This window comes from Cupriavidus sp. 207A1, assembly GCF_057798955.1.
In genome coordinates, this window is the sequence record NZ_JBYOJO010000001.1 from 122,880 (window position 1) to 148,724 (window position 25,845).

25 protein-coding genes are annotated in these 25,845 nt (G+C 62.6%); 20 read left to right on the forward strand and 5 right to left on the reverse strand.

Translation table 11 applies throughout. From position 1 onward, the window contains the following. Nucleotides 1–170 precede the first annotated feature (170 nt). From ggt to AC3FMM_RS00600, 3 genes are all read right to left on the reverse strand, one after another. Nucleotides 171–1,757: a gamma-glutamyltransferase gene (gene ggt / locus AC3FMM_RS00590; RefSeq protein ID WP_488685956.1), complete on the reverse strand. Its 1,587-nt coding sequence runs from the start codon at nt 1,755–1,757 to the stop codon at nt 171–173. Between the two features lie 73 nt (nt 1,758–1,830). Continuing rightward, a complete protein-coding gene (locus AC3FMM_RS00595; protein ID WP_488685957.1) occupies nt 1,831–3,126 on the reverse strand; it encodes an SLC5/6 family protein in 1,296 nt (431 codons plus the stop codon). A 404-nt stretch (nt 3,127–3,530) separates the two neighbouring features. After that, on the reverse strand, nt 3,531–4,487 hold the full coding sequence (locus AC3FMM_RS00600; RefSeq protein ID WP_025583039.1) for a Bug family tripartite tricarboxylate transporter substrate binding protein: 957 nt from the start codon (nt 4,485–4,487) through the stop codon (nt 3,531–3,533). 644 nt (nt 4,488–5,131) lie between these two features. Here AC3FMM_RS00600 and AC3FMM_RS00605 point away from each other — a divergent pair. Next, nucleotides 5,132–5,515 (forward strand): hypothetical protein, encoded by a 384-nt coding sequence (locus AC3FMM_RS00605; RefSeq protein ID WP_198036056.1) that lies wholly within the window; start codon nt 5,132–5,134, stop codon nt 5,513–5,515. A gap of 9 nt (nt 5,516–5,524) precedes the next feature. Here the strand turns inward: AC3FMM_RS00605 and AC3FMM_RS00610 are convergent, their stop codons facing one another. Further along, the gene (locus tag AC3FMM_RS00610; RefSeq protein ID WP_025583043.1) at nt 5,525–6,406 is read right to left on the reverse strand and encodes a GntR family transcriptional regulator; all 882 of its coding nucleotides are present in this window, start codon (nt 6,404–6,406) and stop codon (nt 5,525–5,527) included. A 417-nt stretch (nt 6,407–6,823) separates the two neighbouring features. Here AC3FMM_RS00610 and AC3FMM_RS00615 point away from each other — a divergent pair, with 417 nt between their 5' ends. From AC3FMM_RS00615 to AC3FMM_RS00635, 5 genes are all read left to right on the forward strand, one after another. Continuing rightward, nucleotides 6,824–7,741, forward strand: a complete 918-nt coding sequence (locus AC3FMM_RS00615; protein WP_488685958.1) for an amidohydrolase family protein — start codon at nt 6,824–6,826, stop codon at nt 7,739–7,741. Nucleotides 7,742–7,772: 31 nt separating this feature from the next. Next, nucleotides 7,773–8,198 (forward strand): cupin domain-containing protein, encoded by a 426-nt coding sequence (locus tag AC3FMM_RS00620; RefSeq protein WP_488685959.1) that lies wholly within the window; start codon nt 7,773–7,775, stop codon nt 8,196–8,198. Nucleotides 8,199–8,212: 14 nt separating this feature from the next. After that, on the forward strand, nt 8,213–9,277 hold the full coding sequence (locus AC3FMM_RS00625; RefSeq protein WP_488685960.1) for an isocitrate/isopropylmalate dehydrogenase family protein: 1,065 nt from the start codon (nt 8,213–8,215) through the stop codon (nt 9,275–9,277). A 78-nt stretch (nt 9,278–9,355) separates the two neighbouring features. Continuing rightward, the gene (locus AC3FMM_RS00630; protein ID WP_026164250.1) at nt 9,356–10,327 is read left to right on the forward strand and encodes a Bug family tripartite tricarboxylate transporter substrate binding protein; all 972 of its coding nucleotides are present in this window, start codon (nt 9,356–9,358) and stop codon (nt 10,325–10,327) included. 93 nt (nt 10,328–10,420) lie between these two features. After that, nucleotides 10,421–11,812, forward strand: a complete 1,392-nt coding sequence (locus tag AC3FMM_RS00635) for an aldehyde dehydrogenase family protein (protein ID WP_115712078.1) — start codon at nt 10,421–10,423, stop codon at nt 11,810–11,812. Between the two features lie 318 nt (nt 11,813–12,130). Here the strand turns inward: AC3FMM_RS00635 and AC3FMM_RS00640 are convergent, their stop codons facing one another. Then, the gene (locus AC3FMM_RS00640; protein WP_115712080.1) at nt 12,131–13,612 is read right to left on the reverse strand and encodes a CoA-acylating methylmalonate-semialdehyde dehydrogenase; all 1,482 of its coding nucleotides are present in this window, start codon (nt 13,610–13,612) and stop codon (nt 12,131–12,133) included. A 214-nt stretch (nt 13,613–13,826) separates the two neighbouring features. Between AC3FMM_RS00640 and AC3FMM_RS00645 the strand changes: the two genes are divergently transcribed. The 14 genes from AC3FMM_RS00645 to AC3FMM_RS00710 all read left to right on the forward strand — a co-directional run bounded on the left by AC3FMM_RS00645 (nt 13,827) and on the right by AC3FMM_RS00710 (nt 25,836). Further along, nucleotides 13,827–14,792 carry a LysR family transcriptional regulator gene (locus AC3FMM_RS00645; RefSeq protein WP_018006561.1) on the forward strand — a complete coding sequence of 322 codons (966 nt, stop codon included), beginning with the start codon at nt 13,827–13,829 and terminating at the stop codon, nt 14,790–14,792. Nucleotides 14,793–14,948: 156 nt separating this feature from the next. Continuing rightward, on the forward strand, nt 14,949–15,683 hold the full coding sequence (locus tag AC3FMM_RS00650; RefSeq protein WP_018006560.1) for a succinate dehydrogenase/fumarate reductase iron-sulfur subunit: 735 nt from the start codon (nt 14,949–14,951) through the stop codon (nt 15,681–15,683). Nucleotides 15,684–15,685: 2 nt separating this feature from the next. Further along, complete coding sequence (locus tag AC3FMM_RS00655) at nt 15,686–16,021, forward strand: succinate dehydrogenase (RefSeq protein ID WP_025583057.1); 336 nt, start codon at nt 15,686–15,688, stop codon at nt 16,019–16,021. After that, nucleotides 16,018–16,365: a succinate dehydrogenase/fumarate reductase transmembrane subunit gene (locus tag AC3FMM_RS00660; RefSeq protein WP_018006558.1), complete on the forward strand. Its 348-nt coding sequence runs from the start codon at nt 16,018–16,020 to the stop codon at nt 16,363–16,365. The genes AC3FMM_RS00655 and AC3FMM_RS00660 overlap by 4 nt, the downstream gene beginning before the upstream one ends. Continuing rightward, complete coding sequence (locus tag AC3FMM_RS00665) at nt 16,366–18,114, forward strand: L-aspartate oxidase (protein WP_488685961.1); 1,749 nt, start codon at nt 16,366–16,368, stop codon at nt 18,112–18,114. A gap of 12 nt (nt 18,115–18,126) precedes the next feature. Then, nucleotides 18,127–19,062, forward strand: a complete 936-nt coding sequence (locus AC3FMM_RS00670) for a fumarate hydratase (protein ID WP_018006556.1) — start codon at nt 18,127–18,129, stop codon at nt 19,060–19,062. Beyond that, nucleotides 19,056–19,739 carry a fumarate hydratase C-terminal domain-containing protein gene (locus AC3FMM_RS00675; RefSeq protein WP_018006555.1) on the forward strand — a complete coding sequence of 228 codons (684 nt, stop codon included), beginning with the start codon at nt 19,056–19,058 and terminating at the stop codon, nt 19,737–19,739. Before AC3FMM_RS00670 ends, AC3FMM_RS00675 begins: the two co-directional genes overlap by 7 nt. A gap of 34 nt (nt 19,740–19,773) precedes the next feature. Beyond that, a complete protein-coding gene (locus AC3FMM_RS00680) occupies nt 19,774–20,607 on the forward strand; it encodes an amidohydrolase family protein (protein WP_252678941.1) in 834 nt (277 codons plus the stop codon). 17 nt (nt 20,608–20,624) lie between these two features. After that, nucleotides 20,625–21,599: a LysR family transcriptional regulator gene (locus tag AC3FMM_RS00685; protein WP_488685962.1), complete on the forward strand. Its 975-nt coding sequence runs from the start codon at nt 20,625–20,627 to the stop codon at nt 21,597–21,599. A 2-nt stretch (nt 21,600–21,601) separates the two neighbouring features. Continuing rightward, the gene (locus tag AC3FMM_RS00690; RefSeq protein WP_115712089.1) at nt 21,602–21,763 is read left to right on the forward strand and encodes a LysR family transcriptional regulator; all 162 of its coding nucleotides are present in this window, start codon (nt 21,602–21,604) and stop codon (nt 21,761–21,763) included. A gap of 364 nt (nt 21,764–22,127) precedes the next feature. Further along, nucleotides 22,128–23,075: a tripartite tricarboxylate transporter substrate binding protein gene (locus tag AC3FMM_RS00695; protein ID WP_018006551.1), complete on the forward strand. Its 948-nt coding sequence runs from the start codon at nt 22,128–22,130 to the stop codon at nt 23,073–23,075. Between the two features lie 101 nt (nt 23,076–23,176). Further along, a complete protein-coding gene (locus tag AC3FMM_RS00700) occupies nt 23,177–23,956 on the forward strand; it encodes a sulfite exporter TauE/SafE family protein (protein ID WP_240071515.1) in 780 nt (259 codons plus the stop codon). Nucleotides 23,957–24,106: 150 nt separating this feature from the next. After that, nucleotides 24,107–24,760 carry a carboxymuconolactone decarboxylase family protein gene (locus tag AC3FMM_RS00705; protein WP_172581810.1) on the forward strand — a complete coding sequence of 218 codons (654 nt, stop codon included), beginning with the start codon at nt 24,107–24,109 and terminating at the stop codon, nt 24,758–24,760. Between the two features lie 95 nt (nt 24,761–24,855). Continuing rightward, on the forward strand, nt 24,856–25,836 hold the full coding sequence (locus AC3FMM_RS00710; protein WP_115712092.1) for a Bug family tripartite tricarboxylate transporter substrate binding protein: 981 nt from the start codon (nt 24,856–24,858) through the stop codon (nt 25,834–25,836). Nucleotides 25,837–25,845: the final 9 nt, after the last annotated feature.

A 25,845-nucleotide genomic window follows, 5' to 3' on the forward strand; every position in this document is an offset into this window, starting at 1 on the left:
CGTCGTCGGGGGGAGTCGATGCATTGCTGGACGGCGGATCGTCGCTGCCGCAGACCAGGTTCGAAAGCGCGGGCGTCGTCGGGCGTGACGGGCGGTCTTGTGCGCGGTGTCTCTCTCTGGCGCGGAATCCGTGCCGCTATGACAAGCATGCAAGCGGGATGGCCAGCGCTTCAATAGCCGATCGCGAGTCCGTCGCGCCGGCCGTCAGAGCCGCCCATCAGCACGCCGCGCTGGCGATCGGTCCAGATCGCATGGCAGGTGCCGAGGGGATTTTCCGTTCGGGTGGGACGGTGACCGCGGCGACGTAGGCCTTCCCACACCGATGGGGGCACGGTTTGTTCCAGTTCGAGGCTATCGCCCCTGGCGAACATGCGGGGATGCTCGATCGCCTGCTGAACTGACATGCCATAGTCCAGGATGTTAGACAGCACCTGGAGTTGGCCGGCAGGCTGGAAGTGGCCCCCGGTACAGCCGAACGAGAGGACCGCCTCATCGTCCTTTGTCAGCAACGCCGGGATGATGGTGTGCATCGGACGCTTGCGGCTGGCAATCACGTTGGGATGGCCTGGCTCGAGCACGAAGCCGCATCCGCGGTTGTGCAGCAGTACACCGGACCCGGGGGCGACCAGGCCGCTGCCGAAGTCGTCGAACAGGGAGTTGATGAATGCCACCAAAGTGCCGTCGGCATCCGCAACGGAGATGAAGACCGTGTCCTTGTGCTCCGGCATGTCCGCGGGCAGGCGGTCGCAGATCCGGCGGTCAGGATTGACTTGCGCCAGCAGTCCGGCAATATGCTGGGCGGACAGCAGGCGGTCGATATCGACGGGGTGGAACGCGGGGTCGCACAGCATTGCATCGCGCTGGGCATAGGCCACGCGGGACACCTCTGCCTGCAAGTGAAAACGCTCCGCGCTCAACGGGTCTAGTTCGTGCAGTGGGAACTGGTTGAGCATCGATGCAATTTGCAGCGCGACGATGCCTTGGCCGCTCGGCGGGCATTCCCACAGTTGGTATCCGCGGTATTCCGCCGAGATGGGCGTCACATACTCCGGTTGGTAGTCGGCAAAATCGTCGAGCGACATGGCACTGCCCCGGCTCCTCAATGCGGCAACGATGTCTTCGGCGATCCAGCCTTCGTAGAATGCATCGGCACCCTCAGCGGCAATCGCTCGCAAGGCCTTGCCAAGTCGGGGGTTGGACCGCCGGTCCCCGACCCGCGGTGCACTGCCGTCTGCCAGGAACACTGCCTTGGCTTCCGGGGTGGCCGACATCTTTGCCGTCTGTCGCCCCCAGTCGCGCGCGAGACGCTCCGTCACGTTGTAACCGGACTCGGCCGCGGCAATGGCCGGTAGCAGCAGCGACGCGAAGCTGCGGGTGCCGTAGTCGGCCAGCAACCGCTCCCACGCGCGGATCGACCCGGGAACGGTGACGGCATGCACGCTCTCCGCGGGGATGGCGCTCATGCCGGCGTCTCGCAGCGCTTCGACGCGTATTGCCTTGGGCGCCCAGCCCGCGCCGTTCAGGGCGACGGGCGGCTGCCCCGGCTTCTTCAGCAGTACGAAGCAATCCCCACCGATACCAGTCTGCGTCGGCTCGACGACCGCAAGCATGGCAGCGATGGCAATGGCCGCATCGATGGCATTGCCGCCCGAGCGCAGCACGTCCAGGCCGGCAAGCGCGGCCTGTGGATTGGAGGTGGCCACCATGCCCTGGGAGCCAAGAGCCACCGAGCGGCCCGGAACTTCAAATTCACGCATTTCTGATTTCCTTTGGAAAAGCACGGAGTGCCGCATGCCGGCTAGCCCAGCGGCGGGGGCACCAACTTGACGTTCAATGGCTGAACTTCGCGATCATCGTTCCAATACCGCTGACCAGGCATACGATGCCGACCGCAGCGATCAGCAGGTTCATCGGGCGCCCCTGATAGCGGTGCAAGGAAGGGACCTTGCGGAATGCATAAAGCGGCAGGAAATACACCACGAAGACGCTGACGGGAACCAGGGCGACCTTGATCAGGTTGAGCACATCCAGGTTGGCGATAGCGCATGCCGTGGTCACGGCATAAACGAACAGCGCTATCAGGCGCGTGAATGCCGGACTGCGCAGCGTAGCTTCGGACGTGCCAAAGAGGCTTCGGCTGAAGCTCTTTGCGCTTTCTTCCGTTGCAAGATAGTGAGCCAGAAAGGACTTGATCACTGCGGCGAACACGATGGCTTGCGAGGCTATGGCCATCGCCGGAGTGTCGAACTTGCGTGCGAGGAACGACAGGATGGTGAGGTTGCTCGCCTTCGCCTCGGACAGTTCTGCCGGGGAAAGGGCGAAGATGGTGCTCCACGAGAAGAACAGCACGGTCGACACCGCAAGCATGACTGCCACCAGCATGACCTGCTTGACCTTGTACGGCGCCTCGACACCATAGGTGCGTCGCTGGGCGACCACAAAGCTGGACACGATGGAAGTAAAGCTGAAGGCAAAAACCACGAGCGGCAGTCCCTTCCATGTTTCCGTGGCCAATCCGGACACGCCGCCGAAGTGGGTTGCTGTCTCCAGCATCGAGGCGTTCCAGTGTGGTGCAGCCATGATGCCGAACAGGATTAGGCAGAGAATGAAGGGCAGGACGATATAGCCCATAATCCTCACCACGGTAGTCGTGCCGTAGCGCACCATCATCATCAGCACGAAGGTACTGATGGGCGCGACATACCAGCGCGACATGCCGCCGAGGTGCAGTTGCGTACAAGCGAAATCAATAATCGTATTGGTGAGCGTGATCGTGTAGATTGTCATGCCCGGGAAGACCGCCGAAAAATACAAGGCCGTCAGTGCCTTGCTCCAACCGTCCCCAAGATGTTCCTGCGTGGCGTCCAAGATGTTGCCGTCGCGTCCGCCGCGTGTCGTGCCGGACAGCACGAAGCGTCCCAAGGCAAGGTAGGGGAAGAAGGTGACCGGCAGTGCCAGGACCGACAGAATGATCATGGGCCAAAAGCCTGTCATCCCTAGGCTGACGGGCCAGAACAGCGTGCCACCTCCTACCGCGTTGCCGTAGATGCCCAACACCCACAGCGTGTCGTGGCGTGTCCATCCGCGACCAGTGGTGAGCTGGCCGGTGGTTGTTCTGAATTCCATCACATCGATTTCGGAAGAGTTCAGGATGCAAAGGGCACGTCTGGCCCTTCATGCGCCGGCAGCGTCTGCCGGAATGCCATTGAATTGGCGTAGGGAGGGGGATCGAGAAGAGGCATGTCTCCGGTGTCGTTATATTGGATGTGCTAATGAATGTTGCGCGGAAAAGCCATCGGTTTTCCGTTCGCAAGTCGCGTTGCCGATGCGATCGAGCACGGTCGGCTCACTCAAGTGAATGCTAGCTGGCGCCGGGCGCAAACGTGCCGCGAAGTGGCGGTAGAAAATGCAACGACATCCCGAATCGGGACAGCCGTTCGCAACAAGCCCGAGCCTGCGCGGGCTCGGGCGAAGGCGCTGGCGAATGCCTGCCGCATTCGGACATTCCTGGACGGCCACGGGTCCGGAAACTAATCAGCCGAGAACCCGCTGGCCTTGATCGGGCCTTCCCAGCTCGCCGCGGTAGTGGCCTGCAGTCTGGCGAGTTCCGACGGCGTGGAAAACGCTGGCGACATGGCGAACTGCTTGATACGCGCTTGCAACTCATGCGACCGCATCGCCTCCTCAAGTGCCTTGTTCAGACGCTTTACCTTGTCGGCCGGCAGGCCAGCCGGCGCATACAGTGCCACGTACGCATCAGCGGCGACATTGATACCCGCTTCACGTAGCGTTGGGACGTTGGGAAGAAAAGGGCTGCGGCTCTCACCGGTTGTGGCGAGGATCCGTACCTTGCCGGACTTGGACATTTCCATCGGTTCATAGATCGTATCGATGATCATGGGAATCTGTCCCCCGGCCAGGTCCACAAGCGCGGGGGCGCCGCCTTTGTAAGGCACGTGCTGAAGCTGCATCCCGTTAGCGGTGCCGATCATCCCGCCAAGGAAGTGGCTGATGTTGCCCGGCCCGGACGTGCCATAGGAAGCCTCGGATGGATGAGCTTTCGCCCACACCAGGACTTCCTTGATCCCGCCGGGAGGCGCCTTCGGTCCTGCCGCGACGCACAGTTCGTACGTCGTCACCCGTCCAACGGGTGTGAAGTCCTTCACCGCATCGAATTCGAGCTTCTTGAAGGCGTGCGGAAAGATCGTGAACGGTGCGCTGTTTGCGAGCACCAGGGTCTGGCCATCGGGCGGCGAGCGCTTGAGTTCGGCAAGTGCCAGGCGCTGGTTGGCGCCTGGCTTGTTTTCTACGATGACCGGCTGCTTCAGTGTCACGCGGAGACTTTCGGCGAGCGCACGGCCGACGGAGTCGATGGCGCCTCCCGCCGAGAAGCCGACCAGAAGGCGCACCGGCGTTGAGTTCTGCTGGGCGAGCGATACGCCGGCAGACAGCGAAAGCAAGGTGGCTAGGGTGATCGATCGGATCATGATTGTCGTCCTCCATGGGTGGGTAAGCCTGGTAATTCTTATTGTTTCAGGCAACGCTCGGTGGCCTTGCGGTGGCACCCGCTCGGCAGATCGCTACGGATACGCCGGTCGAAGCGGCTGGTGCGCTGCCATGACTATGGGTCCGATCCATGGTAGGTTTTGCCCGTCGCAAAAGCGGCGCGTTCTCCCCCGTCAAAAGGAAACAATGATGCGAATTGGTAGTGGGGAAGTGCCGCGCGCGATAGGTGCGGCGGAGCGGTGCCTCGTGCCTGCAAGCTGCATGGGACGTGGTGGGAACACCGTGGCGGGTAACGGCGGGGTGGCGGTGTGGACGTCCACATATTGAACGGCTAGGTTCGTGAAACGCCCGAAAGTCGAACTGCGACCTCTGGACCTGCGGCTTGCGGTCGACGCGCTGCAGACGCTCAAGGGGCTCGCCAGATCCTTCGCTGTCTGGGCCTGGCGCGACATTCGGCTGCGAGGCATCCGCTACGACCTCCCTGAGGTGCCGCAGACCGTCGGGCCCGCGGCGCGCTGCCTGCACGTTGGCAAGGAATGGGACGATATCGCAGCGCTGGCGGAATGGTCGGGCCTGCGAAATCCTTACGTGGAGAGTTTCACGGCTGACCGCCTGCGATCCTGCCATGCAGGCGAAGGCCAAGGGGCGGGTGGTCTGGGCGTTGCCTGCCGCTCAACAGTTCTTCGTCGATGCAGAGGCGGCGTTGCTGATTGCCCCGATCGAGTTTGATCCGCTGGAAGTCTATGACGCCGGCATCGCGCCGGGCCAGGTAACCGCTGGCTTCCGCTGGTACGCTCAGTATGGGGATCGACTGGGCCTCACGCTCGAAGGCAACGCCCTATGCGCACGCTCCTTGCCTTTCGAAAGCTTGCCGCCGAAGGCCGGCTGGCCTGGAAGGGACCGCAACACCAGAACCCCTGCTGTGACGTGCAGTAGATGCAAAAAGCTCCAGCTGCAAGCCCCGAATGATGCGATTGAGGTCACGGGTGACCCGGAATCCGCCGAATGACCGATGCTACTAGCTATCCGACTTTTCGCGCACAGCATTGCGCAGGTGCAGGCGCATGAAATCCGCCGCCGCTTCTTGCTGGCCATTCAGCAGCATGTCGATCAGCGTTAGGTGTTCGCGGCAGCGCCGTTCGGCCTGGTCGCGGTCTACTGCCTTGCGGTATTCCATGAGTCGGCGCAAGCGGTCAAGACGCCGCAGGCCTTCGAGGATAAACGCGTTGCCTGAGCAAGCGGCAATGGTTTCATGCAGGCGGCTGTTTGCGTCGAACAGCGCGGCTGCGGAGGCGGAGTAGACACCGCCGTTTGCCAGCGCTTCTTGCTCGGCGCGGCAGCGCAACAGCGCTTCCCGGTCGAGCTCGAAGGTCGGTTCCAGGATGCCGGCGGCTTCAATCAGCAAGCGATAGCGGTAGCCCTGTTTGTAGGTCTCGGCGGACGTGAGCACGGGCAGGAACATCCAACCGTGGCCGGGCAGTCGTTCCACCCATCCCTCCTGCGCCATTCGGCGCAGGATCGCGCCAAGTTGCGCACGCGTGATGCCATACCTGCGCATCATTTCGTTTTCGGTGAAGCGATCGGGCAATACTCCATTGAGCCGCTCCTCCGCAATCCTGAAGTAGACGGCCTCTGCGCCGTCGCCTTCGCTGCCATCCACTTCCCGGCCATCCACCGGTACCACGAGGCTGCCTTCGGCCACCGCATAACCGCCTTCCGGATGCGCCGCAACCACTGACTGTGACGCCAGGCGCCTCAAGGCCTCTCGCACGGGCGAACGCGACACGCGGAACTGCTCGGCCAGCGCCCGCTCGGGCAGACGTGTACCCGGCGCCATCCCGGCAGCAGAGATGTACTGATGAATGTTTGCCGCGAGGACGTCGGCGAGCTGGCGGGCCATGAGAGGAAGCGTTCAAACCGGTTGTCGGATGCTATCACATCTATGTTGGACTTTTGGAAAATCAAAAGGCCAACGATGACGCCATGCACATTGACGGCGGGCGGCGTCAAATTCCGCAGGCAGGCAAGCTGGCATCGGGTATACCATGAAAATCCCCTGCTGTGCCTTGTGCTGCAAGGGCTGGCGATCGCTGTTGGTCGACGGCGGTTCTTTGTAAATCCAAAAAACCCTTTACATGGTTCTTTGAGCTTATAAAATGCCATTCATCGCGTCCCCTTGGCGGCGCACCGACAACAACAGGAGACAGCAGTGCATCGCAGACAAGTGCTTCAGGCAGGCCTGGCGGCCATCGGCGGACTTTCCCTCTTTGAAGCCATGGCGGCTAACGCACCTGGTGTGTCCACACAAGGATCTTCAGTGAACCCGGATCTCGTCTCCCACGTCAGCGCGCCATCTTTTCGGCCGCCGCCCGGCAGTTGTGATTGTCACGTCCACATCTTCGACGGCGCGCGTTTCCCATTCGCGGCCAGGCGCTCGTACACGCCGGCTGCGGCCCGCGTCGAAGACCTGGTTGCGTTTGAGCAGCGCCTCGGTATCGATCGCGTCGTACTGGTACAGCCCAGCGTCTATGGTTCCGACAACGCGGCCTTGCTCGACGCGTTGGGCCGGCTTGGCGAGCGGGCCCGCGGTGTGGCAGTGATCGACCTGGAGACCAGCACGCCGGCGGCGCTGCAGGCAATGCATGCCCGGGGCGTCCGAGGCATCCGCCTCAACCTAGAGGTGAGCGGCCAACGCGACCATGGCTTCGCGCTGAAGCAGCTGAAGCGCGCGGAGGGATTGGTCGGGCCTCTCGGCTGGGCGGTACAGGTCTATGCGGATGTCGATGTAATCGCCGAACTGTCCGTCGATATCGCGGCGCTAGAAGTGCCCGTGGTGCTCGACCACTTCGCCGGCATCAAGGCTTACAAGAAGGAAGAGCAGAAGGCCGCGTTCGCCAGCGTGGTTGAGTTGGTGAGGCGCGGCAACGCGTACGTAAAGCTGTCGGCGCCGTATCGCGCGTCGCGTAACGCGCCCGATTTCGACGACGTTGCGGAATTTGCGATGGCGCTGATCCAGGCGCGTTCAGACCGCCTGGTGTGGGCGTCCGACTGGCCGCACACCGGCAGCTCCGCGAGCCGCACGGGCAACCTCGATGAGGTCGAGCCCTTCCGCAAGACGGATGCAGGGCGCGCGCTGAACCAATTGGCGAGCTGGACGACCGCCCCCGCGTTGCTGCAAGGCATTCTCGTTGACAACCCGGCCCGGCTCTACGGCTTTGACCGTGCCGCGGCCTGACCACACACCAGTGAATCAGCAGGAACTACCCATGACGATCAAGACCCCTTCAGGTGCGGTGCTGCTCAAGCCCGACCAATTGCCTGCCTATGACCGTGGCGGCGGCGCCAGCACGACTCCGCTGGTAGGCAAGTCCATCGGTTCGGACAGCCTTATTACCGGCTACACGTCGTTTGCCGGCGGCGTCGAAATTCCGTTCCACAGCCATAACTGCCAGGAAAGCGTTGTGCTTGTGGAAGGTGAGGCCATGCTCGATATCGACGGGATCGAGTACCGCTTGAAGCCGCTGGATACCACATTCATCCCACCCAACGTGCCGCACCGCTTCCGCAACCTGTCGAAGACCGCGCCGATGAAGATCCTGTGGATCTACGCGACCATCGACGCCACCCGTACCCTCGTCGATAGCGGCGAAACCCGGACCGTATCGGCCGAGCACCAGACCCCCAAGGCCTAACAGAGACTTCCACCATGCGCATTCTTGTTCTCCCGGGCGACGGCATCGGCCCCGAAATCGTTGCTGCCTCCGTCGATGTCCTGAAGCAGGCCGACCAGGCCTTTGATCTGGACCTGCAGTTCGACTATGAGGATGTCGGCTTCGCCAGCCTGGAAAAGCACGGCACGACACTGCGCCAGGAAGTGCTGGAGAAAGCTACATCGTATGACGGCCTGATCCTGGGCACCCAGTCCCACGCGGACTATCCGGCGCCGGACAAGGGCGGCCGCAATATTTCCGCAGCGTTCCGTTGCGACCTGGACCTGTACGCCAACGTGCGGCCGTCGCGTTCGCGGGAATTCCTGGGCAAGGGCGCAAAGAACATGGACCTCGTCATCATGCGCGAGGCCACCGAAGGCTTCTATCCCGACCGCAACATGTACGAAGGCTGGGGCGAGATGATGCCGTCGAAGGACATGGCGATCTCGGTGCGCAAGATCACCGCGCATTGCTCGGAGCGCATCGCCCGTCGCTCGTTCGAACTGGCGATGAAGCGCAAGAAACACGTGACGGCGATCCACAAGGCCAACAGCTTCCATATGACCGACGGCCTGTTCCTGCGCGAAGTGCGCAAGGTGGCGGCGGAATTCCCCGAAGTGAAGCTCGACGACCTGCTGGTGGATGCATCGACGGCATACCTGGTGCGGGACCCGTCGCGCTTCGACGTGATCGTGGCGACCAATTTCTATGGCGACATCCTGTCGGACCTGGCCAGCGAATTATCGGGCAGCCTGGGTCTTGGCGGCTCTGTCATGGCAGGCGATTCGCTGTGCTGTGCGCAGGCCCAGCATGGTTCGGCCCCAGATATCCAGGGCCAGGACAAGGCCAATCCGACGTCGATGATCCTGTCCGTCGCCATGCTCGTGCAGTGGCTCGGTGAGCACCGTGGCAAGCCGAACTTCGTTGCGGCAGCCAGGGCCATCGACGCCGCCGTGGACCGGGTGCTGGCAAATCCTGCTACGCGCACGGCGGACCTTGGCGGCGCCATGGGCTGTGCGGCGTTCGGCAAGGCCGTTGCCGCAAGCATCATCGCGGGCTGAATCCCGCCTTATGAGCGGCGCGGTGCCTCCAAGGCTGCCACCGCGCCCCATCCACCGAAGAGAACATCCGGAGACAGCATGCACGCATTTAAGTCATTGCTGGCGATGACGCTCGCCAGTGTGGCGTTCATCGGCAGCGCCAGCGCCAACAGCAACTACCCGACGAAACCCGTCAGCATCATCGTGCCGTTCGCACCGGGCGGCGGCAGCGACAACGTGTCGAGATATATCGCCACGCGCTTGTCGGAAAAGACGAAGGCGCAGTTCCTGATCGACAACCGCCCCGGTGCCGGCACCAATATCGGCAATGAAGCGGCAGCGCGCGCGGCGCCAGACGGCCAGACGTTGTTGTTCGGCCAGGTGGCGTTGTCGATCAATCCGTTCGTCTACAAGAAGCTGCGCTACGACACGGAGAAGGACTTCGTGCCCGTGGTGCAGATCGCAACGTCTCCGACGGTGCTGGTCGTGACCAGGGATTTTCCGGAAAAGGACCTCAAAGGTGTGATCCGGTACATCAAGGCCAATCCCGGCAAGGTGAACTTTGCATCGGGTGGCAAGGGCACTTCGGTGCATCTGGCCGGTGAGCTGTTCCGCAGCATGACCCACGCCGAGATGATCCACGTGCCGTACAAAGGCAGCGGCCCGGCCGTGACCGACCTGATCGGCGGACAGGTGCAGATGATGTTCGATACCGCGGCATCCGCGTTGCCCCAGCTCAAGGGCGGCAAGCTGCGCGCCATCGCCGTCACGGGCACGCATCGCTTGCCGGAACTGCCTGATGTGCCGACCTTTGCCGAGGCAGGCCTGAACGGTTTCGACGCGCCGGCATGGTACGGGCTGCTGGCACCGGCCGGCACGCCGAAGCAGGCCATCCAGTTCCTCAATACACAGGTCAATGAAATCCTCAAGGAGCCTGCGACGAGGCAGCGGCTTGCGCAACTCGGCGCGGAGCCCGCAGGCGGATCGCCCGAGGATCTTGCCCGCTTCATGCGCGCCGAATCGGCCAGATGGTCGGCCGTCGTGAAGACGGCAAACGTGGCAGCCGACTAGGCCGTCCATCAACCCTCTGGCGCACCGGAGCGATGGCCCGGTGCGCCAGGGGCAGGTTTTTGTTTGAAACACCGGTCTTCCCGAAGGATAGCCATGACCCAAACCATTACGACTTACGACCCCAGTACGGGCGCCGTGCTGAAGACCTATGAAGGCTGGACCGCGGAACAGATTGAAGCGGCGGTCAGCGCCGGCCATGCCGCCGCGACAGCCTGGGGCCGGCAACCACTGGGGAACCGCGTTGCGGCGGTGCGCCGCCTGGCTGAGGAACTGCGTCGCCAGGCTACGCCATTTGCGGAGCTGATCGCTGCAGAGATGGGCAAGGTGATAACCGAGGCCGCTGGGGAACTGGAGAAGTCCGCGGTCACCGCGCTTTACTATGCTGATAACGCCGCGCGCATTCTCGCCGATGAAAAGGCCGAGATTGAGGGGGTTGATGCGTGGGTCAGCTACGAACCGATCGGGCTGGTGCTGGCCGTGATGCCTTGGAATTTCCCGGTGTGGCAGGTGATGCGCTTCGCGATCCCAGCGATTACGGCAGGCAACGGTGTACTGCTGAAGCATTCGCCCAATGTCACGGGTTGTGCGCTGGCGCTGGAGAAGCTGTTCCTCGACGCCGGGTTGCCGCAGCATCTCATGACTACGCTGGTCGTCGCCGAACCCGAAGTGCCGCGAGTCATCGATGGCCTGATCCAGGACGACCGTATTGCGGCCGTGACGTTGACAGGGTCCAACCGCGCTGGGGCCGCCGTTGGCGCGGCGGCGGGTCGGGCATCGAAGAAGTCGGTGCTGGAACTGGGCGGCTCCGATGCGTTTATCGTGCTTGACGATGCGGATCTCGACAAGGCCGTGGCGGCGGCCGTCAAGGCGCGCTTCCATAACGCCGGACAAAGCTGTGTCTGCGCCAAGCGTTTTATCGTCTCGGAACGCATCGCCACGGCATTCACCGAACGGTTTGTACTGGCCACGCAGGCACTTGTCGTCGGCAATCCCAACAAGTCCGCCACGCAGATGGGGCCGCTGGCTCGTCCTGACCTGCGCGATGCGCTGGACCAGCAGGTGCGCCGGTCGCTGGAAGCCGGCGCAGTGCTGCTCGCGGGCGGCAAGGCCATCGAGGGCCCTGGCAATTTCTATGCGCCTACCGTGCTCGGCAATATGCAGCCAGGCATGGCTGCCTTCGACGAAGAGACGTTTGGTCCGCTGGCCGCCATCGCGGTGGCTAAGGACGACGCTGACGCCGTACGCCTGGCCAACGCCACGCCGTTTGGCCTGTCGGTGAGCGTTTGGGCCGGATCGAGCCAGCGGGCGCTGGCGGTGGCGAAGGGCATCACCAGCGGCGCCGCGTTCATCAACGCGATCACCGCTTCCGACGCGCGCGTGCCGTTTGGCGGCACAAAGAAGTCAGGCTACGGCCGCGAGCTTGCCGCCGCGGGCATCCGCGAGTTCACCAATGCACGTACCTATTGGGCAGTGGCGTCTGCGTGAACGTCGCTGACTGGTCGATGTCCGCTGCTGGCCGGTCTCGGTCGGATGCCCGCCCGACAACGGAAACCGTCCTGCCCTTAGCGGCCCTCGGCGGCGGCCACGGCGGCTTCCTCCATTGCCAGGCGGCTCAACGAACGCCCGCGCAAGACGTTAAAAGGGCATGGCCTTCAAGGGAGTCGCTCGCTGGCGTAGCACTATGCCATCGGCGGCGACGCCGAGGGTTAGTCGGGCAGGATCGTCACAGGGAGCGCGACGGAGGCCCAGCCTGATTCACGCATCGATATGAGCTGGTCCCGAGTTCGCGTCAAGTTGCCTTTTTTACTTCGCCGTCGGCATAGCAAATTCAGCGCCCCCTGACATATCGGCAGGCCATCGCTGCATCACGCTCTTCTGGCGCGTGTAGAAGCGCACGCCTTCCTCGCCGTACGCGTGCATGTCACCGAACAGCGAACGCTTCCATCCGCCAAAACCGTGCCAGGCCATCGGCACCGGGATCGGCACGTTGATGCCTACCATGCCGACCTCGATTCGGCGTGCGAACTCGCGGGCCACCTGGCCGTCGCGCGTGTAGCAGGCGACGCCATTGCCGAATTCATGCGCATTGACCAGCTTGACCGCCTGGGCGAAGTCGTCCACGCGCACGCATGACAGCACCGGGCCGAAGATCTCTTCCTTGTAGATTCGCATGTCGGGGGACACGTTATCGAACAAGGTGCCGCCTGTGAAGAAGCCTTGCTCGTGTCCCGTCACCTTGCAGTTGCGGCCATCGACTACCAGCCGGGCCCCTTCATCGACCCCGAGCGCGACGTAGTTCTCGATGCGCTCGAGCGCCTGGCCCGTGATCACCGGACCCATCTCGGCATCAGGATCCATGCCGTTCCTGATGACCAGCTCGCGCGTACGTGCCGCGAGCTTCGGCATGATCTTGTCGGCGATGTCACCCACCAGGACAGCGACGGAAATTGCCATGCAGCGCTCGCCGGCCGATCCAAAGGCGGCACCGATCAGGCCATCCACGGCTTGATCAAGGTCCGCATCGGGCATCACCACCATATGGTTCTTCGCGCCGCCCAGCGCCTGTACGCGCTTGCCGAGCTTGGCGCCGGTCTCGTAGATATAGTTGGCGATCGGCGTCGAGCCGACGAAGCTGACGGCCCTGACGTCGGCGTGATGCAGCAGGGCGTCGACCACGACCTTGTCGCCCTGGATCACGTTGAACACGCCATCGGGTAGCCCCGCCTGCTGCAGCAGCCTGGCCATGAATAGCGATGCCGACGGATCGCGTTCGCTGGGCTTGAGCACGAAGCAGTTGCCCGCCGCGATGGCCACCGGAAACATCCAGCACGGCACCATGCATGGGAAGTTGAACGGCGTGATTCCCGCGACGACGCCGAGCGGCTGGCGCAGCGTCCAGTTGTCCATGCCGGTCGAGACCTGATCCGTGTAATCGCCTTTGAGTAGCTGCGGGATGCCGCAGGCAAACTCGATGATGTCGATGCCACGGCTGACCTCACCCTGGGCATCACTGAAGACCTTGCCGTGCTCGGCGGTGATGATGGCGGCCAGTTCGTCCTTGTGACGGTTCATGAGCTCCAGGAACTTCAGCATTACGCGGGCGCGGCGGATCGGCGGCGTGTCAGCCCACTTCGAGAACGCGGCAAGCGCGCTGGCGACGGCGGCATCCACGTCCCCAGGGCTGCCCAGTCGAACGCTGCGCGCGACCGCGCCCGTGGCGGGATTGAACACAGCCTGCGAGCGCGTGCCGGCACCGGCATAGGGCGCTCCGGCTACAAAGTGCATAACTTCCGCGGATGAGTTGTAGGGAGCGGTCACAAGGATCTCCTGGCGTCGTGGGTGGGTCGAAATCCACCGCGTTGAAGGATGACCGCAGTGTAGGTAGCAGGATCTGGCCCGGGTAGCGGCCCGGGCCCAAACTCACTGTTCAGGAAATTTGCCTACACCCATGTTATAGCTGTGAAATATGAGGCCGGGATGGCCTGGACAGGGAGCAACTATGCGGCAGGGTGATGTAGAGGGCCTTTGGGAACACCTGCATTGGCTCATGGTGTTGCATCAACAAGGTAGTTTCAGCAAGGCGGCGGCCCGCCTTGGTGTGAGCAAGGCGTCCATGAGCCAGCATATTGCTGACCTGGAAAGGTCGGCAGGCATCATGCTGGTTCAGCGCACGACACGCAGCGCCACGCTGACCGATGCAGGCAGGCAACTGGTGGATTCGATGCGCGGTGCGTTCGAGCAGATCTCCGCTGGCTTTGCCAACGTGCGAGACCTCGCCGGAGCTCCGCGCGGACTTCTGAGAGTGACCGCGCCGGTTGCGTTTTCCAGGCAACAATTGGTGCCGCGGCTACCGGAATTTCTGCGGCAGTATCCGCAAATCCAGATCGAACTGGATATGTCGGACCGCCTGCGTTCGCTGGCTCAGGAAGGTTATGACATCGCGGTGCGACACACGACCGCGCCACCGGAAACCCATGTCGCCTGGACCCTGTCTGCCACGCGTATCGTGCTGGTGGCGAGCCGATCCTATCTGCGCGCCAACGGTACGCCAGAAATCCCCGAGGCACTCGTTGACCATGCCTGCCTGCATTACCCCCGGCAGCATGGCACCGCGACCTGGACCTTCGTACGGACCGGCCCGGATGAACCCTCCCCCCATGCCGATCCGGTGACCGTGGCGGTCAACGGACCGCTGGCGGTCAACAACAGCGAGGCCTTGCGTGACGCCGCCATCGAAGGGCTTGGCATTGCGCTGCTGCCGGATTTCAGTGCCCAGTCGGCACTCGACACTGGCCGGCTTATCGAGGTGCTGCCCGAGTGGCGTGCAACGGGGGCTTTCGGTGATTGGCTCTATGCGATCCGGCCATACTCCGCCCATGCATCGAGGGTCTCGCAAGTCTTCGTCGACTATCTACGCGAGAGCTTTTCGAAGGGATTCACCTCGACGCCGCCTGCCCTGGTCTGATCCTGTGGAAAACAGGTCTGGTTTTATCCGCTTTTTGCTATTTACTTCAAAAAATATCAAGCTAAATATTATTGCTTCATAAATATCGATTACTTAGACTTCTCTCAACCCATCCATCAGAGCAACGGCCAGGCACGGTCGAAACGGGAGAGAGGCATGGAGGCAACAACAGCCACGAAACGCACGCTGACGGTACGCATTGCGCGTGGCACCGACGAGAGCAGTCTCACCACCTATGAGGTGCCGTGGCGCGAGAACCAGACCGTGCTCGACGTGGTCACCGAGGTTCAGCGCCACATGGATTCGACACTGTCGTACCGCTTCGCATGCCGGGTCGGTGTGTGCGGATCGTGCGCGATGACGGTGAACGGGCGGCCACGCTGGACCTGCCGAACCCATGTGAGCCGCGTGGAGGAGGACGGCGTGATCGTGATCGAGCCGCTGCGCAACATGCCTCGCATCAAGGACCTGGTGGTAGACATGTCCGAGTTCTTCGACAAGTGGAAGAAGGCGGGTAACACCTTTGTCGGGACCGCCACGCGCAACGATCCCCCAGCCGCGGTTTCGCCCGCCAGCCGCAAGCGCAAGATGGCCGATGCTGCCATTGAATGCATCAATTGCGGTGTTTGCTATGCCGCCTGCGACGTGGTGTCGTGGGACAAGGAATACCTGGGCCCTGCGGCACTGAACCGGGCATGGACGCTGTTCAACGACGAACGCCATGCCGACCCGAAGGGCGTGCTCAAGCAAGCGACTTCGGGCAGCGGTTGCCATTCCTGCCACACGCAAGGCAACTGCATGACGCACTGTCCGGTCAGCCTGAGCCCGACCGGCAGCATCGCCGGACTCAAGAAGAACGCACTGCTGCAGTTCCTGAAGGGAGGGGACTGACCATGGAGTCGCGCCTGTTTGCATTGCAGCGCCTGACGGCCATGATCATGGCGCCGTTCGTGCTCGTGCATCTGGCGGTCATTCTCTATGCCGTACGGGGAGGACTGACCGCCGCCGAGATCCTGTCACGCACGCAAGGAAGCTGGATCTGGATTCCTTTCTATTCGCTGTTCGTGCTGAGCGTCGCGGTTCACGTGCCGATCGGCATGCGCAACATCCTGATCGAATGGGGGCGGCTCAGTCGCGGCGCAGCGTCCTCGCTTGGACTGCTGTTCGGACTGTTGCTGTTGTGGATGGGGCTGCGTGCCGTGGCGGCGGTGGGAGGCTTGCTGTCATGAAATCACCGCGCAATCACCGCGCCTACTGGGCCTTTCTGGGGCATCGCCTGTCCGGACTCGCTCTGGGCATCTTTTTACCGGCGCACTTCTACGTTCTGGGCCTCGCCCTCGACCAGCGTGCGCGCATGGACGCCTTCCTGAAGTTTGCCGACATGGGCGCGGTGAAGTTCGGCGAATGGGGGCTGGTGCTGCTGCTGTCCGTGCACATGTGCTTTGGCCTGCGGCTGCTGGCACTGGAACTGCTGCCATGGAGTTCGACCCGTGACGCTCGCCTGTCCTGGATCAGCTGGGGTGGTGCGCTGTCCCTGCTGGTCGGCGTGATCTTTGCCCTGGGGGTAATCTGAATGCAAATCGAACACCACAAGACGGACATCCTGATCCTCGGTACTGGCGGAGCAGGCCTGTTCGCCGCGTTGCACGCGAAGAAGGCGAATCCGGCGCTAAAGGTATCCGTGGCCGTAAAGGGTCTGTTAGGCAAGTGCGGGTGCACGCGCATGGTCCAAGGTGGCTACAACGTGGCGCTTTCCGCCGGGGACTCGGTCGAGCGCCATTTCATGGATACCATCGAAGGCGGCAAGTGGCTGCCCCGCCAAGACCTTGCCTGGCGGCTGGTCGAAGGGGCGGTCGAGCGGGTGCGCGAGCTCGAGAACGAGATCGGTTGCTTCTTTGACCGCAATCCGGACGGCACCCTGCACCAGAAGGCTTTCGCCGGGCAGAGCTTCGACCGCACCGTACACAAGGCCGACCTGACCGGCATCGAGATTATCAACCGCCTGATGGAACAGGTGCGTGCGCTCGATGTGGAAGAGATGGAGGAGCACCGGGCCATCGAGCTGATACCCGCCGCGGATGGGTCGGGCATCGCCGGCGTGCTGTTCATCGATATGCGACGCGGCAGCTACCGCTTCGTGCAGGCCAAGGCAGTGTTGCTGGCCACGGGCGCCGGCCCGACCATGTACCGCTATCACACTCCGTCCGGCGACAAGACCTGTGATGGCCTGGCGATGGCAATGCGCTACGGCCTGAGCCTGCGCGACATGGAAATGGTGCAATTTCACCCCACCGGCTTGCTGGGCGGACCGGACACCCGCATGACCGGCACGGTGCTGGAGGAGGGCTTGCGTGGTGCGGGGGGGTGGCTGCTCAACGGCGATGGCGACCGCTTCATGACTCGCTATGATGCGCGCGGCGAGCGTGCCACGCGCGATGTGGTGAGTCGCGGCATCTATGCCGAAATGCGTGCCGGCAGGACTGGACCGATGGGCGGCGTATATATCCAGATGAGCCACCTTGGCGCCGAGAAGGTCGCCACGACATTCCCCGGGATGGTCAATCGCTGCAAGGATTGTGGTTTCGATCTGGCCGGCGGCCGGGTCGAGGTCGTTCCGACCGCCCACTACCTGATGGGCGGCGTGGAATTCAATGTCGATGGCAGCACGGCATCGCCAGGCCTGTTTGCAGCGGGCGAGGATTGTGGCGGCGTCCACGGCGCCAACCGGCTGGGCGGCAACGGCGTGGCGAATTCGACGGTCTTCGGCGGTATCGCCGGCGATTCTATGGCCGCCTATGCTTCGGGCGTGCAGCACTGGAAAGAACCGGACAAGCGCGTCATTGCCAGCGGCATCGAGCGGGCGGAGTACCCGTTCGCCAGATCGCCCGGAGCAATTCACGAACTGCGCGACGCGCTGGCGCAGACCATGTGGGACGACGTCGGGGTCTTGCGCAACGAAGCGGCCATGCGCCGCGGCCTGGATTCGTTGGCATCGCACGGCGAGGCATTGATGGCCATGGGGGTTGCCGATGGCGACCGCCGCTACAACGTGACCTGGCATGACTGGATGAACCTGCAAAGCCTGGTGGACATCTCCCGCGTGATCACGGTGTCCGCGCTGGCGCGCGAGAACAGTCGTGGCGCGCATTTCCGCGAGGATTTCCCCGAGCCGGGCGACCTGCATAGCAGCCGCTATACCCGGGTGACGGCCGACGGCGATGGCCTTCGCCTGGATATGGTCCCTGTGAAGTTCGACATCGTCCGGCCCGGCACCTCCCTGATTGCCGGTGAGGCCGGTCAACTCACCAAAGTTGCAGCATAGAGGACCGCTACGATGACCATTTCCATCGACCGGGTCGAGGAAGCCGCGTTCGAGATCATGAAGCGCGCCGCGATCGAGATCCCCCAGGACTACAAGCAAGGCATCAAGGCCTTGCAGCAGACGGAAACCGGAAAGCTGCCGCGCTTTGTCATTCACGCGATGCAGGACAACTGGGAAGCCGCGGACCAGGACCGGCGGCCCATGTGCGCTGACACCGGACTGCCGCGCTACTACGTCAAGGTCGGCAACAACGCTACCGTGGAGCGTGGCTTCGTGGCGGTCGAGCGTGCCCTGCGCAAGGCCACGGCGGACGCGACGCAGGCCGTACCGCTGCGCCCGAATCGCGTACACCCGCTATGGCGCACAGATAACAACAACAACGTCGGCATCAACGCGCCCGAGATCGAATGGTCCTTCGAGCCGGATGCCGACTGGGTCGATATCACGACAGTGCACAAGGGCGGTCTGTTCGGTACCGACTACCGGATGCTCTTCCCCGGCGATGGAATCGACGGCATCAAGCGCTTCGTGCTCGATACCCTGATCGCTTTCGGCAAACGCGGCTTGGCATGCCAGCCGGCCATCGTTGGTATCGGGCTGGGCGGGTCCAAGGACACCTGCATGCAGCTCGGCAAGCAGGCGGCATGCCTGCGCGTGGTCGGAAATCGCAATCCGGATCCGAAAATCGCCGAACTGGAGCTGGAGCTGATGAAGCTTGGCAATTCAATCGGCATGGGTGCCATGGGCTTCGTCGGCTCTTCGATGGTGGTCGATTGCCATATCGAGGTCGGCCACACCCATACCGGCGGCATGCCGATCAGCCTGCACACCTTTTGTCTGTCGTCGCGCCGTGCGACGGCACGGATCCATGCCAACGGCGACATCGCATATCGCACGGACCCCCAGTGGTTCACCCCATACCTGCGCAGGGAGACGGTCGAATGGTAAGCCCCAAGGACGATGAACTGAAAGTCTTCCACATCAACTTGCCGGCCACGACGGCGGATATCGCCAGGCTTGAACTGGGAGCGGCCGTCTATTTGAGCGGCCTGGTCTATACCGCGCGAGAGGGCGTCTACAAGAAGGTCCTGGATGAAGGCCTTGACCTGCCGGTTGAGCTCAGGGGCCTGAGCAATGTCAATTTCCATTGCTCTCCGGCCGCGGCCCCGGCCGGTGACGGCGGCTACAACGTCGGGGCAGTGACGGCGACAGCCAGTTTCCGGTTTTCTAAGTGGATTCCGAAATGGCTGGAGAAGACCGACTGCCGGATCTTTATCGGCAAGGGCGGCATGCCCGCCGAGGATTACAAGCGGGTCATGGCACCCGGCGGGGCGATCTATCTGACGACAGTGGGATATGGCACCGGCGCGCTGCTGGGACGGGGCATCAAGCGGGTGAAGGATGTGTTCTGGCTCGACGAGCTGGGCATTGCCCAGGCAATGTGGATGTTCGAAGTCGAGAACTTTGGCCCGTTTATCGTGGAAAGCGACCTGGAGGGTAACTCGCTGTTTGCGCAGCATGCCGAAGTGATCAATGCCGGCATCGAGAAGCTATACGCCGGCCTCAAGCCCCCGGCATTGCACCGCTATGGCGAGACCGACGACCGCAAGAACGAAGTGATGTAACGCAAGCTCTCCACCAGTCAACGAGGAACAGAACATGATTATCGATTTCCGTCTCCGCCCGCCGCTCGGTGGCTTCCTTGACACCCTGATGTACTCGGCAGGAGAGCGCCGCGATGGCTTTACCCGGACCGTCGGCTTCGAGCCGTCGCCCGCCGCGCAGCAGCAGTCGATGGACCTGCTGATGCAGGAGATGGACGGCGCCGGCGTCGACAAGGGCGTCGTGGTGGGGCGCCTTGCCGGCACCTTGGGGAGCGTGTCGAATGCCGATGTGGAGCAGATCGTGCGGGAATACCCGGGGCGCTTCATCGGGGCGGCGTCCATCGACCCGACCCAGCGCGTGGCGGCGTGCCAGACCATCTCCGATGCCATTGCCGCAGGCTTCAAGGCCATCAACATCGAACCAGGCGCCTATCCCATACCGATGTACGCGGATGACAGACGGCTGTATCCGATCTACGCCCACTGCGAAGATCTGGACGTGCCGGTCATCTTGATGGTGGGCGGCACGGCCGGGCCGGACCTGAGTTATTCGGACCCTGTGCGGACCGATCGTGTGCTGTCTGACTTTCCGCGGCTGAGCGTGGTGGTGGTCCACGGTGGCTGGCCTTGGGTCACGGAGATTTTGCACATTGCGTTCCGACGTCCGAACCTGTACTTGTCCCCGGACATGTACTTCTCGCGGATGCCGGGGTGGGAGGAATACGTGAAGGCCGCCGATACCTTCCTGTCAGACCGGATGCTGTATGCAAGCTCGTTCCCGTTCTGCCCGGTGCGCGATTACAAGCAGTGGTTCGAAACGCTGCCGATCCGCCCCGGCAATCTGGAAAAAATCATGGGCGCAAACGCCCGTCGTCTGTTGAAGCTGTAGGCACGCGGCGCACGTCCATGCGGCAGAATGACGTCGCCACCGCGCCAGCGGGTCAACCAACTATCGATTTGTCAGACATGGACGTTAAGGCACTCTATACGCTTGTAGCGATCGCAGACCGAGGCAGCTTTGCGGAAGCAGGCAACGCGATCGGCCTGTCACTGTCGGCCGTGAGCATGCAAATGCGCTCGCTCGAAGAGGAGCTTGGCATGACCATCTTCGATCGTAGCCGGCGGCCGCCGGTGCTGACGGACGCCGGGCTTGCGTTCACGAACCGGGCCCGCGACCTGCTGACACACTGGGAGAGCATGAGCGCGGCGCTCAAGCGCGAAGCAGCGGGCGGCGTGCTCAAGCTCGGTTCGGTTCATACGTGCGTGTCGGGCGTACTGCCGCTCGCGCTCAAGCGGCTCCAGCAGCAAGGGCATCGCATTGACATCCACCTGACCACCGGCCTCACGCACGATCTTGAACGGGCGGTGTACCGGCGCCAGCTCGATGTCGCAGTCGTCACGGAACCCGAAGTGCCGCGCCTGGACCTTCAGTTCATGCCGTTCTTCAATGAGGAGTTCGTCGTCATCACCCATGCCACGACGCGTGGCGACTCGGACAAAGGCGTGCTTGAAACCACGCCCTATGTCCGGTTCAACCGTACCGCGCGGGTCGGTCTACTGGTCCAGGAAGAAATGGTGCGCCGGCAGATTGCGGTCCGGTCGACCATGGAGATCGACACGCTCGAAGGCGTTATCGCCATGGTTGCCAACGGCCTGGGTTCTTCCGTGGTGCCGGCGCGTGGCGTCGAGAACGAGTTCCCGGCGTCGATTCGCACCATCCCGTTCGGATCGCCGCCGCTGACCCGCCGGCTTGGCATTCTGGTGCCCCGTGACAATCCGCGTGCGCACCTGTCGAAGCTGTTGCTGGACGCGCTGACCGAGGTCACGACGCCGGCTGGCACGCCCGACAACGGCAGGCCGAAACTGGTCAGGAAGGGCTAGCCATGGCAGCGCTGCGATTCTCGCTGCGGCAACTGGAACTGTTCTCGGCCGTGGCCAGAACAGGCTCGACCGCGGCGGCGGGCGAGACCACGGCGCTGTCGCAGTCGGCGGTCAGCTCCGCCGTGAACGAGCTTGAGCAGATGCTGGGCGTGACGCTGGAATAGCCTAAAAACAAAAACTCATCAGGGCCAATTGCGGATTCGCATTCTTGAAAATGCGAGGGGGGACGTATTTCCGAAAATAACAATAACAAATTTAACTGATAAGGCTGATTGCAATAATCCGTTTCGTATCGATGAGGTTCGAAATTAGGATGGATCGAAACCGCAGCATTCAAACGCGATCGTCGAAGCCGTGACGGCGCCACAAAAGGAGACAGCGATGCAAGCATCAGGTACTGAACAGGCGTTTGGGCAATGGATCGGTCAGGCCAAGCAATGGCTGCGCCGCATGCGTCGGAATCGCCTTCCAACAGCGGGATTTGGCCACGCCCGCACCAAACGGCACGGCACTTCGGTGGCAATGACCATGTTCGCGTTTGCCATCGCTCCCCTGTACATGGCGGGAGCGCATGCCGAGGAATGGCCGGCGAAGCCGGTGCGCCTGGTGGTGCCGTTTGCCTCCGGTGGCGCCACTGACCTGCTGGCGCGTGCCGTGGCTCTCGAACTGGGCAAGCAGTGGAAGCAGCCGGTGGTGGTGGACAACCGGCCCGGCGCCGGCGGGGCCGTCGGCGCGGAGATGGTAGCCAAGGCAAGCCCTGATGGCTATACGCTGCTGCTGGCTTCCGGCAGCATGTTCACGGTCAACCCGTTCATCTATCAGAAGCTACCGTATTCCGCCGAGAGCTTCGAGATGATCAGCAAGGTAGCCAGCGGGCCAATGGTTGTGACCGTCAATACGCAAGTGCCGGCAAAAACCATGACCGAGCTGATTGCCTATGCCAAGGCCAACCCCGGAAAGCTCACGTTCGCCTCGGCCGGTAATGGCAGCCAGGTACACATGGCCAGCGAGGCCTTCGCAGAGGCTGCCGGCATCGATGTGGTCCATGTGCCGTACAAGGGCGAGGGGCCGGCCTACGCAGACCTGATGGCCGGTACGGTCAACATGACCGTGGGCAATATCAACGCGATCTCGCCGCTGCTCAAGGGCGGCCGCTTGCGCGCGCTTGCCGTGACCGGCAAAGAACGCTCAACGCTGCTGCCCGATGTGCCGACGGCCGCCGAAGCCGGCTTGCAGGGGTTCACGTTCTACGGCTGGTTTGCGCTAATGGCACCGGCCGGTACGCCCAGAGCGTTGACTGCGAAGATGTATGCCGACTTGGAGAAGGCGGTGTCGGAGCCTGGCATGCAACGCTACCTGGCATCCCAGGGCATGGCCAGGACGCTCACGCCGAAGGGGCGGCTCCCCGAAGAGATCGCCCAGGAAGCCGGGCGCTGGAAGCTCCTGGTCGCGAAGCGGAAGATTGCTGCTAACTAGTGGTTGCAATGACGGGCGGACCAGCGCCCTGTGGGCAGGCGGATGACCCCGGCATCTATTCATCCGCCGCCCACCGCGCCCGGACCAGGATATAGCCAGGCATGGCAGCAACACTTTCGACAAGGCGACCGGCGACCATGGCGGCAGAACATTACGCAATCCTGGCTGCGACCATTGCGGCCGCCTACACGGTGTTCGGCCTGACAGGCTTTGGCGCGGCGATGGTCGCGGTACCCGTGCTGGTGCAATTCCTTCCGCTGCAGTTCGTAGTGCCAATGCTGCTGCTGCTCGATCTGGTGGCGACCGCCGTGGTGGGTGTGCGGAACCGGAGTTCGGTGTCGCACACCGAATTGTTTCGATTGCTTCCGTTCATGATGATCGGCGTGGCGCTGGGCACCACCGTGCTGGCAAAGCTCGAATCCCGCTGGCTGCTGGTGGGGCTCGGCCTGTTTGTGCTGGCCATGACGGCGCGCGCATTGATGGGTTCCTCCGGGCGCATGGCTGCCGCCGCAAAGGGGTGGTCAGTGCCGGCCGGTGTCATTGGTGGCGTATTCAGCGCCTTGTTTGGCACGGGCGGGCCAATCTACACGATGTATCTGGCGAGCCGTCTTCCTGAGATCGACGTGTTCCGGTCCACCATTGCGTCCGTGATCCTGTCCAGTGCGGTAGCTAGGCTGCTGGCGTTTGCAGGCGGCGGTCTCCTGCAACAAGACGAGCTATGGCGCAGTGCCGCGTTTGCCATGCCATTCAGTCTGGCCGGGTTGGCCGTGGGCTCCTGCCTGCGCCGGCGCATCGCGGCAGATGCCGTACGCCGTGCGCTGCTGGTGTTCCTCGGCGCCAGTGGCGCTTCGGTGCTGGTCCGCGGCCTGCTGATGCGATGACATCCTGTCTGCACAGCGCTCACCATAGCGGCTCACGCAGCGGTTGCAGCGAAGTATCCCATTCGCCATTGAGTTTTATTTCAATTGAGCATGGTTTTCCGGCGCGATAGCCTTGCGCGGGCGTATCACCATGAAAACGAGGAAGAGACTATGGCAGCAAGTGTCAAGGAAATCATCTCCGGGGTAAAAGGCCCGGCTTCGACCTATGTGCAGGCATTTGAGACGCACCGGTCCCACTTGCATGCGGCAGAAGATGGAGAAGCGGGATTGACCCCTCGCCAGCTGGCGCTGGTCCGGATCGCCATTGCCGTCGCAATTCCCTGCGCGGAAATGTTGCGGACCTGCAGGAACGAAGCAGAGGGGATCGTTGCGCGAGAGGAGATCGAGCAGGCAGTCAGTGTTGCCACGGCCTTGCGAGCCGGTGCCGCGGTCGCCTACGGCAGGCTGGCCTACAAGTACCTCAATGGCGATGAAGACTCCGCCGCTGTCTCTTCGGCTGTTTCCGAAATCAAGAAAGATCGTGAGTTGATGACCCAATTCCGCAAGTCATCGCCAGCGGATTTCGAGCGGCTGACGAAGATGCTCGGCGAGATGCACAAGGACGGGATGCCCCTGTCCAGGCTCGACTATGAATTGCTTGCTATCGGCTGCGCTACTATTACCCAGTGTGTGTATTGCATGGAGCGTCATGTTGATGCGGCGCGGGCGCTAGGTATCGTGCCAGCGCAGGTTGCGCAGGTGGTTCACCTGGCTGTGTCGGCCCGGATCGAAGCGTCGTTCCTCGCAGCCGGAGAGATACTGTAAAAACGGCCGCGAAGTGCAAGCTGGCTTATGGCATGGCTTGGCTTCGCGTGGCTCGGCATCCGTAGCAGGCCATTTTTTCGCTCGCGCATACCCGAATGATGAGTATCCTCCCCCAGTTTCGCGTAGCAGCCTTGGTCTTCATTGGCGCCATGATGGCCTCCTCGGCGTTCGCCCAGTCATGGCCGACGAAGCCCGTCAGGCTTGTTGTGCCTTTCGCAGCAGGCGGCGCGACGGATGTCATTGCCCGATCTCTGGCGCAAAAGCTTGGCGACATATGGAAGCAGAGCGTCGTAGTGGATAACAGGCCTGGCGCAGGGGGCGGTGTCGCGGCGTCGCTGGTGGCAAAGTCTCCTGCAGACGGGTATACGATGATCCTCGTCGGCGGAAGTCAGCTGACGGTGAACCCGCACATCTATCGGCAATTGCCGTATAGCCCCTCAGACTTCACCATCATTGCCAATATAGCCAGAGGCCCCATGGTGATTGCTGTAGGGTCCGCTGTCCCCGCCCAGACTCTGAAGGACCTTGTGGCGCTTGCCAGATCAAGACCGGGCCAGCTGAATTTTGGATCTGCCGGCAATGGCACCCAGGTCCACATGGCGGGAGAAGCGTTTGCCGATGCCGCAAGGATCGATCTCAAGCACGTGCCCTATAAGGGCGAGGCTCCCGCGTTGAATGACCTGATGGGGGGGCAAGTGCAGGTTGTGGTTGGAAACATCGCAGCCGTATCTCCATTTGTGAACGCTGGCCGCATCAAGGCGCTGGCGATTACCGATAAAAGCCGCTCTCCCATGTTGCCGGAAGTGCCTACTGCAACCGAAGCTGGTGTTCCGGGCCTGGAAGATATTTCGGCATGGTTTGCGCTGCTAGTTCCAGCGGGTACGCCAGCAGACATTGAGCGCAAAATCCGGGCCGACACTGTCAAGGCGCTGCAAGACAACGAACTCAAGGCGAGACTGATGTCGCAGGGTATGCGTGCGGGGGGTGAAGATGCGTCGCAGATGAAGGCAATCATTGCAGCCGAATCGCAGAAGTGGGCCCGAATCGTCAAGCTGAAACAGCTCAGCGCAGACTGACCTGGCCCA